This window comes from Mycobacterium sp. (assembly GCF_050701675.1).
Taxonomy (GTDB): domain Bacteria; phylum Actinomycetota; class Actinomycetes; order Mycobacteriales; family Mycobacteriaceae; genus Mycobacterium.
Window position 1 is genome coordinate 1 of sequence record NZ_JBOGDD010000093.1, and the last position, 7,649, is coordinate 7,649.

Here is a 7,649-nt window from a genome sequence, read left to right on the forward strand (position 1 = left end):
CACCTGATGAGCATGTTCGGCGGCTAGGATCCCGCTTCATGCCGGAGCGTCCGAGAACCATCACCGAACCGAGCCGCGAGATCGACGTCATCCACGAGACCGACGTGCTGGTCGTCGGGTCGGGCCCTGGTGGCCTCGCTGCCGCCCTGGCGGCGTCGCGCGCCGGGGTGCACGTGGCGCTCGTCGAGCGGTTCGGGTGTTTCGGGGGAAACATCACCACGGTCGGCGTCGAGGGCTTCGCCTGGTACCGCCGCGAGCAGACGGTTGAGGCAGGCGGAATCGGCTGGGAGTTCGAGCAACGCGCCAAGGAGATGGGCGCAGCGGTTCCCGAAAGTCAGTCGCTCTCATACGAACTCGACTCCGAAGGCTTCAAGCTCGTTGCCGACCGACTGGTCGGGGAGGCGGGCATCCACGCGATGTTGCACCGCCAGTTCGTCGCACCGCTGATGGACGGCGACACGATCATCGGCATCGTCACCGAGTCCAAGGCCGGTCGCGAGGCGATCCTGGCGCAGCGGGTCGTCGACGCGACCGGGGATGCCGACGTGGCAACGCGGGCGGGCGCGCCGGTCCAGAAGACACCAGTCGAGGACATGATGGCGGCCTCGGTGATGTTCCACCTCGCCGGTGTCGACAAGGCAGCGTTCCTCGAGGGGGTGGCGGAAGACCCGCAGACGTACCGCGATTGGGCGGCGGGTGAATTCGCGGCCGAGACCGACGAGAAGGACGCCGACCTCTACTCGCCGTATCTCGGCAAGCCGTTCGAGAAGGCCATCGCGGACGGCCTGCTTCCGGTCGACCTGAACACGATCGGCGGCACGTGGGGGGCGATGCACGACACCGGCGAGTTGACCTACATGAACCTGGTCCACCTCGCCGGCTGCGACGGTACCGATCCCGACAGTCTCACCCGCTTCGAGATCGAGGGTCGTAGGCAGGCCATGCTGGCGATCGAGGCGTTGCGTCGCTACACGCCCGGTTGTGAGGCCGCTCGACTCCGCAACTTTGGGATGACCATCGGCATCCGGGACACCCGCAAGATCGACGCCGTCTACAACCTCACCGAGGCCGACGTTCGCGAGCAGGGTCGATTCTCCGACAGCATCGGCATCTACCCCGAGTTCATCGACGGATACGGCGTGCTGGTACTACCGACGACCGGACGCTACCTGCAGATCCCGTACCGCTCGCTGCTGCCGCGGGCGGTCCGCCACCTGATCGTCGCGGGGCGTGCCACCGGAGGGGACCGCATCGCGCACGCGGCGACCCGGAACATGTCGTGCTGCGCCGTCACCGGCCAGGGCGCGGGCGTGGCGGCCGCGCTGTCGATCCGCGCGGACCGATCCCTGCCAGACCTGGACATCGCTGCCGTCCAGGCGGAGCTCATCCGCCAGGACGTCCGGGTTGCCTAGCTGACGGCCTTGGCCCAGTTGTCCCCGAGGTACTCCGAGATCTTCTTGCTCTGCTCATCGGTGGGGATCACCGGGGCGCCCTGTACCGCGGGCAGCGCGTCGAGCAGGGTCTTGTCGACGGTGCCTGCCTTGGCCATCGCGTCCGCGCGCACGGGTCGGGCCAGGCCCTTCAGGAAGAGGTTCTGGCCCTCGTCGCTGTAGAGGAACTCCTGCCAGAGCCGGGCTGCGGCGGGGTGGGGTCCGTCCTTGTTGATCGCCTGGAAGTAGTAGCCCCCCACCAGCGCATTGGACGGCACGAACACCTTCCAGGTGGGAATCTTCTTGGTCTCGGCCGAATTCAGGTAGTCCCAGTCGATGACGACGGGCGTCTGGCCGGATTCGATGGTCGCGGGCGTCGGGTCGACGGGCACGAAGTTGCCTGCGGCGTTGAGCCGGTGGAAGAAGTCGACACCCGGGGCGATGTCGTCCACCGAACCGCCGTTGGCGATCGCGGCCATCAGCACGCCGTTGGCCGCGGCGCTGGCGGTCGTGGGGTCACCGTTGAGGGCGACCTTGCCCTTGAATTCGGGGCGGAGCAGGTCATTGAACGCGGTTAGCTCAGGGACCTTCGACGAGTCGTAGCCAACGGACTCGTAGCCCCCGTAGTCGTTGACCCAGGTACCGTTCGGGTCCTTGAACTGCGCGGGGATGTCGTCGAACGTGGCCACCTTGTAGGGCGCGAACAGGGCGGTGTTCGCCAACGCGATCGCCTGCCCCAGGTCGAAGACGTCGGGCGCGGTGCTCTTGCCCTTCTGCTGGTTGGCGGCGGTGATCTCGTCCTGGCTGTTGGCATCGGGCTGGGCGGAGTTCACCTTGATGCCGTACTTCGTCGAGAAGGTGTCGATGATCTCCTTGTAGTTGGCCCAATCCGGCGGTAGCGCAATCACATTGAGCGCGCCCTCGGCCTTCGCGGCCTCGATCAGCTTGTCCATCCCGCCGAAGTCGGCCGCCGAGGTGGCCTCTCTGGCGTTCACTCCGGACTCCGTCTGGTTGCCGGTGTCCTTCTTCTCCGGGGGAGCGCACGCCACCAATCCAATGACGACGAGGGCGGACGCGGCCACTGCGAGGAACCGTGAGTTGGTCGTCGAGTTGATCATTGCCGAACCTTCCGAGGTAGGAGGCGCACCTGGCGTTTGGAACACTATCGCGACATCCGGTCGATGGCAGCCGGTTCTGGATTGTCCGTCCCTCGGCCGGCAAGCCTGCGGATCGAGTCAGACTGCGCTCCACTGGGTTCGGAGTGACCTCGGCGTAATCGCCAAACATGGGTGGCTGATCGCCCCAATCTCGATACGCTGTTCGAGCGTGAGCCGGGGTCGGGGGGATCTGCCAATGATCGAGTCTTCTATTCGCGTCGTACTGCGCGAGCGCGCGAGCTTGCAGCCCAATGACACGGCCTTCACGTTCCTCGACTACGAGCGAGATTGGGAGGGTGCCGCCGAAAGTCTGACGTGGGCGCAGTTGTATCGGCGCGTGCTGAACCTGGCACTGGAACTCGATGGCTGCGGCTCGACCGGTGACCGCGCCGTCATATTGGCGCCGCAGGGGCTCGAATACATCGTCGCCTTTCTTGGGGCGTTGGAGGCGGGACTGATCGCAGTTCCGCTCTCGGTTCCTGCGGTCGGTGTTCACGACGAACGTGTCACGGCCGTGCTTCGGGACGCGTCGCCCTCGGTGATTCTCACGACGTCCACCGCGGTCGAGAGCGTCGTTCCCTATGCGCAGCCATCAGCGGACGGGCCCATTCCCTCGATCCTCGACGTCGATTCGCTGGACCTGGATTCCCGGAGGGGGTCCAGCGCGCGGCGCCGCGGCTATTCGGACGTGGCGTATCTGCAGTACACATCCGGGTCGACCCGCACGCCCGCCGGCGTCGTGGTTTCGCATCGCAATCTGTTGGCCAATTGGGAGCAGATGGTCTTGAACTTCGCGGCCGACAAACCGATGCCCAAATCCACTGTTTCGTGGCTGCCGTTCTATCACGACATGGGATTGATGTGTGGTGTGTGTACCGGGATTCTGGGTGGGTGGGCCACGGAGTTCATGACGCCGATGGCGTTCCTCCAGCGGCCCGCCCGGTGGATGCAATCGCTGGCACGCCATCCGCAGGTATTGTCGGCGGCCCCGAATTTCGCATTCACACTCGCGGCGGCACGCACGTCAGACGATGACTTGGCCGGTCTCGACCTTGGGGACGTGGCGTTCATCAATTGCGGTGCCGAGCGGGTGAACCCGACGACGGTCAGACGCTTCAACCAACGGTTCGCACCCTTCAACTTTCCCGAGTCGGCGATACGGCCCTCGTATGGCCTGGCCGAGGCGACGGTCTTCGTCGCCACCAATGCGCCAGGCGCACCGCCCGACTTCGTCGAGTTCGAGCGCGAGAAGCTGGCAGCCGGCCACGCCGAACGATGTGATGCCGGTACGCCATTGGCGAGTTATGGAAGGCCGCGGTCACCGATCGTGCGGATCGTCGATCCCGACACCGCGAGCGAGACGCCTTCGGAGACGATCGGCGAGATTTGGGTGCACGGCGAGAACGTCAGTTCCGGCTATTGGCACAAGCCGGTCGAGACGGAGCAGACCTTCGGTGCAACGTTGAGCAATCCTTCGGCGGGCACACCCGAAGATCGTTGGCTGAGAACAGGAGACCTCGGCTTCTTCTCGGAGGGTGAACTGTTCATCGTCGGCCGCATCAAGGACCTCTTGATCGTGCGTGGGCGCAACCTCTATCCCGACGACATCGAGGCAACGGTCACGGAGATATCGAGGGGCCGAGCCGCGGCCATCGCGATCCTGGATGAACCCACGGAGAAGCTCGCCGTCATCGTCGAGGTCAAGAAGCGAGGCCAGTCCGAGGAGGAAGTCGCCGAAAACCTGCGCGACGTCCGGGAGCGCGTCACTTCGGCGATATCCAATTCGCACGGGGTGAGCGTCCAGGATGTCGTACTGGTGGCGCAGGGCTCGATTCCCATCACCACCAGCGGCAAAGTCCGGCGAGCAGCCTGCGTCGAACTCTATCGAAACAGTGGATTTCACCGTTTGGCTGCCGAGCCAAAGTGATTGGCGCCCAATCGAAGCGGTGTACCTCAGAGGTCAAGCGGGATCGGGGTTCGCGACCTCTTCGGGATCGGCCCCTTGCCCGGCGCGACTGGCAACTGCCACGGTCGGGCCCAACGGTTGGGTGCGGAACTCGACGGTGATCGCGGGATCGGCATGATGTGCGAGTGCACGCAGTGCCGACGGGCTGTAAGCACGTAGCGAGCTGATGAACCCATCGTGCGCCACCGGGAGGACCCGACTGAAGGGCAGCACCACCCCCAGCAACAGCACGTGCAGCGGTGCTCGCGGCCTGCGGAGGTCGACGATCATCAACTTGTTCGCGACTCGCGTGCCTTCGGCGAAGACTCTGGTGGCCAGCTCAGGCGGCAAGTGATGCAACGACAACGCAAACACCGCGAGGTCGTAATACCCGGCCGGGGCGTCGATGGCGGTGGCATCCATTTCCCGCACCGTGGCACGCGGGTTCTTGCCGAGATCGTCGGCGGCGACACCGGCCACGAATGCGGGGTCGATGTCGGTGACCGTCACTTGAGCAGTGGGGTGATTCTCCAGGAGCTTGCTCGACAACCCACCGAGGCCGGCCCCGAGTTCGAGGATCTTCGGAGAGGGGACATCGGCGACCTCGGCAAGCACCATTTGGGCAATCTTCTGGTAGGTGCCCAACCATCGTCGTCGTCCACCACGGTCCAATGATTCGATGACCTTTTGCTTCAGATCGTCGACGTCGTCGCGGTCAAGGTATTCCAGCCGGTCGGTCTGCAACCGCCGGTCCAGCCAGGAGGCGTCCGGCCCGCCCCGAGGCATGCTCACAATCTCGCCAGGATTCGTGTTCACGTAGACCATCATGAACGATGAGGGCAGTGACCGACTGCCGTTTGCGCCAAACTCTTTTGGCGCAAACGTGTCCCGATCGGACCGCCCTGAACGAACCGAGCACCTCGACCCGTAGATTCGCGCAACGAGGGAATCGAAACGCGCTACCATAAACCACCAGGTTTCCCTTAAGGAACAAGATGGACCGAATTGCATTTTCGATCTACTCGGGGCTCCGGACGGCTTTCCGCTCCTTTCGTCTGATGCAACAGAAAGATGCCGCGGCTTATTACACGATGATTGGCGACGACGTCATCGACTTCCAAAATGAAGGATACGTCGACGACTCCAAGCCGCTCTGGCTCAACCTCGGTTACTGGAAAGTCGCTCGCACCTATCCGGACGCTTGTGTCGCAATGGTCGAACTCCTGGGAACGCGGGCCGGGCTATCGCCAAGCGACCGAGTCCTCGACATCGGCGTCGGCTTCGGGGAGCAGGACTTCGTTATTCTCGATCGCTTCAAGGTCGCTCACATCACTGGCATCGATGTCACCCCCGTGCACGTGCACAAGGGTCGGGAACGCGTCGCCAAACGGGAGCTGGGGAAACAAATCGACATTCGACTAGGTTCCGCGACCGCAATGGAGTTCGCCGACGTTTCGTTCGACAAAGTCTTGGCCCTGGAATGCGCATTCCACTTCGACACGCGTGACCAATTCATGCGTGAAGCATTTCGCGTCCTCAAACCGGGAGGAATCATCGTGCTCGCCGACATGCTCCCGAAACCAGGCACGAAATCCGGCCTGGCGACCGTTTTCGGCCGAAAGTACGGTCACATTCCGAAGGCCAATTACTACGACAGGAATGAATATCCCCGGCGTATGGCTGCCGCGGGATTTGCCGATGTTCACGTGGAATCGATCCGGGAAGACGTGTTTCCTGCGATGGCCAAGTACGTTTGGCAGCGCGTTCAGGAAAAGAAGAAGATGAATGAAGTCGTGGTGGACGTGACGGAGGACGATCGCGCCAGGTGCCGCGGCGTATCGCTGTGGGAACGAGCAAACGGCTTCGCGGACTACGTCATCGCGTCGGCGCGGAAGCCTCTGAACACCAACGATGTTGGAGATCCTCAAACGGCTTAGAGCAGTCCAAGGAGTTTCAGATCGGTGATGTATTTGACGATGATCGGCGCCGAGACGTGCGGGATGTCCGAAAAGTCTTCGTGCGGACCGATTTTCGCCTCCCGCACCGCAGCACGGAACCGGCTGGTCGGCGCGTAGGGCCCGCGGTTCGGCTCTGGGGGTCGTAACTGCGTGGCAGATTGCAACAGGACCTGCAGCACGTCCAGGACCGAGTGACGGCGCTGTCGCTCCGGTAGGGCCCGTAGGCCGGCTTCGAAGCGTTGCAACCACTCTCCGAAGTCTCCGATGCGCTCGATGGGGTAACCGGCTTCGATCAGCCAGTCGACGTACTCGTCGAACCCGATGCCGTCGTCGTGCGGGTTCATCACGTGATAGGTCGAGAATCCGTCGACCATCTGGGCGCCGAGTGTGGCGATCGCCTCGGCGACGAAACCGACGGGTAGCCCGTCGAAGTGCGCGCGTTGCCGGTTGCCGTCGGCGTCGAGTTGATAGAGCGAGGCGGGCGCGATGCCGGTGGCCACCAGGCTCAGCGCCGTCCTGGTGAACACGTCCGACACATTGAGTTGGCCCGCATAGGTGGTGTCGGCCAGGATTACGTCGCACCGAAATACCGAGACCGGCAGGCCGCACAGGTCGTTGGCCTCGCGTAGCAGTACCTCGCCCGCCCACTTGCTGTTGGGGTAGCCGTTTCCGTAGCTGTCGTCGACGGTGCGGGTCGGGCTGATCACCCGGATGTCGGCATCCTCGGTGAAGGTCGACGGCTCGATCTGGTGGCCGACACCGGACGTCGACACGTAGGCATAGGGCTTGAGCTTCGTGGTGAGTGCGATGCGGATCAGCTCGGCGGTGCCAACGACGTTGGGCCCGAACAGTTCGCGGTAGGGGAGGACGGTGTTGACCAGGGCGGCGGGATCGACGATCAGATCGACGGGGTCGGCCAGTCGCTGCCAGGTCTGCTGGTCCAATCCCAGGTCGGCTTCCTCCTTGTCGCCTGCGATGACCTCCAGATGGTCGGCGGTGAGTTTCTGGAAGTGGGCCAGCAGTTTCGGGTCGCCGCTGTCGAAGGTCTTCTCCAGACGGCGCCGCGCTTCCTCGGTGGAGGTGGCCCGCACCAGGCAGATCAACGTGCCGTCGACCTGCTGCATCTGTTCGAGGAGTTCCAGGGCCAGGTAGCGGCCGA

General features: G+C 63.9%; 6 protein-coding genes. 3 read left to right on the forward strand and 3 right to left on the reverse strand.

The genetic code is table 11. The features are described 5' to 3' along the window. The first annotated feature begins 38 nt into the window (after positions 1 to 38). Entirely contained in the window at positions 39 to 1,412 is a 1,374-nt protein-coding gene (locus tag ACRDUX_RS02975) for an FAD-dependent oxidoreductase (RefSeq protein WP_526410868.1), read from the forward strand. Here the strand turns inward: ACRDUX_RS02975 and ACRDUX_RS02980 are convergent. Then, positions 1,409 to 2,548, reverse strand: coding sequence for an extracellular solute-binding protein (locus ACRDUX_RS02980; protein ID WP_526410870.1), 1,140 nt, complete (start codon positions 2,546 to 2,548; stop codon positions 1,409 to 1,411). The two genes, ACRDUX_RS02975 and ACRDUX_RS02980, sit on opposite strands and share 4 nt — an antisense overlap. Positions 2,549 to 2,783: 235 nt before the next feature. Here ACRDUX_RS02980 and ACRDUX_RS02985 point away from each other — a divergent pair, with 235 nt between their 5' ends. After that, complete coding sequence (locus ACRDUX_RS02985) at positions 2,784 to 4,514, forward strand: fatty-acid--AMP ligase (RefSeq protein WP_526410872.1); 1,731 nt, start codon at positions 2,784 to 2,786, stop codon at positions 4,512 to 4,514. Positions 4,515 to 4,547: 33 nt separating this feature from the next. On the opposite strand, the gene ACRDUX_RS02990 is transcribed toward ACRDUX_RS02985, so the two are convergent. After that, positions 4,548 to 5,357 (reverse strand): methyltransferase domain-containing protein, encoded by an 810-nt coding sequence (locus ACRDUX_RS02990; protein WP_526410878.1) that lies wholly within the window; start codon positions 5,355 to 5,357, stop codon positions 4,548 to 4,550. 170 nt (positions 5,358 to 5,527) lie between these two features. Here ACRDUX_RS02990 and ACRDUX_RS02995 point away from each other — a divergent pair, with 170 nt between their 5' ends. Continuing rightward, on the forward strand, positions 5,528 to 6,469 hold the full coding sequence (locus tag ACRDUX_RS02995) for an SAM-dependent methyltransferase (protein WP_526410874.1): 942 nt from the start codon (positions 5,528 to 5,530) through the stop codon (positions 6,467 to 6,469). Here ACRDUX_RS02995 and ACRDUX_RS03000 read toward each other — a convergent pair. Beyond that, positions 6,466 to 7,649, reverse strand: a 1,184-nt coding sequence (locus ACRDUX_RS03000; RefSeq protein ID WP_526410876.1) for a thioester reductase domain-containing protein, incomplete at its 5' end; no start/stop codon positions are given. The genes ACRDUX_RS02995 and ACRDUX_RS03000 overlap by 4 nt on opposite strands.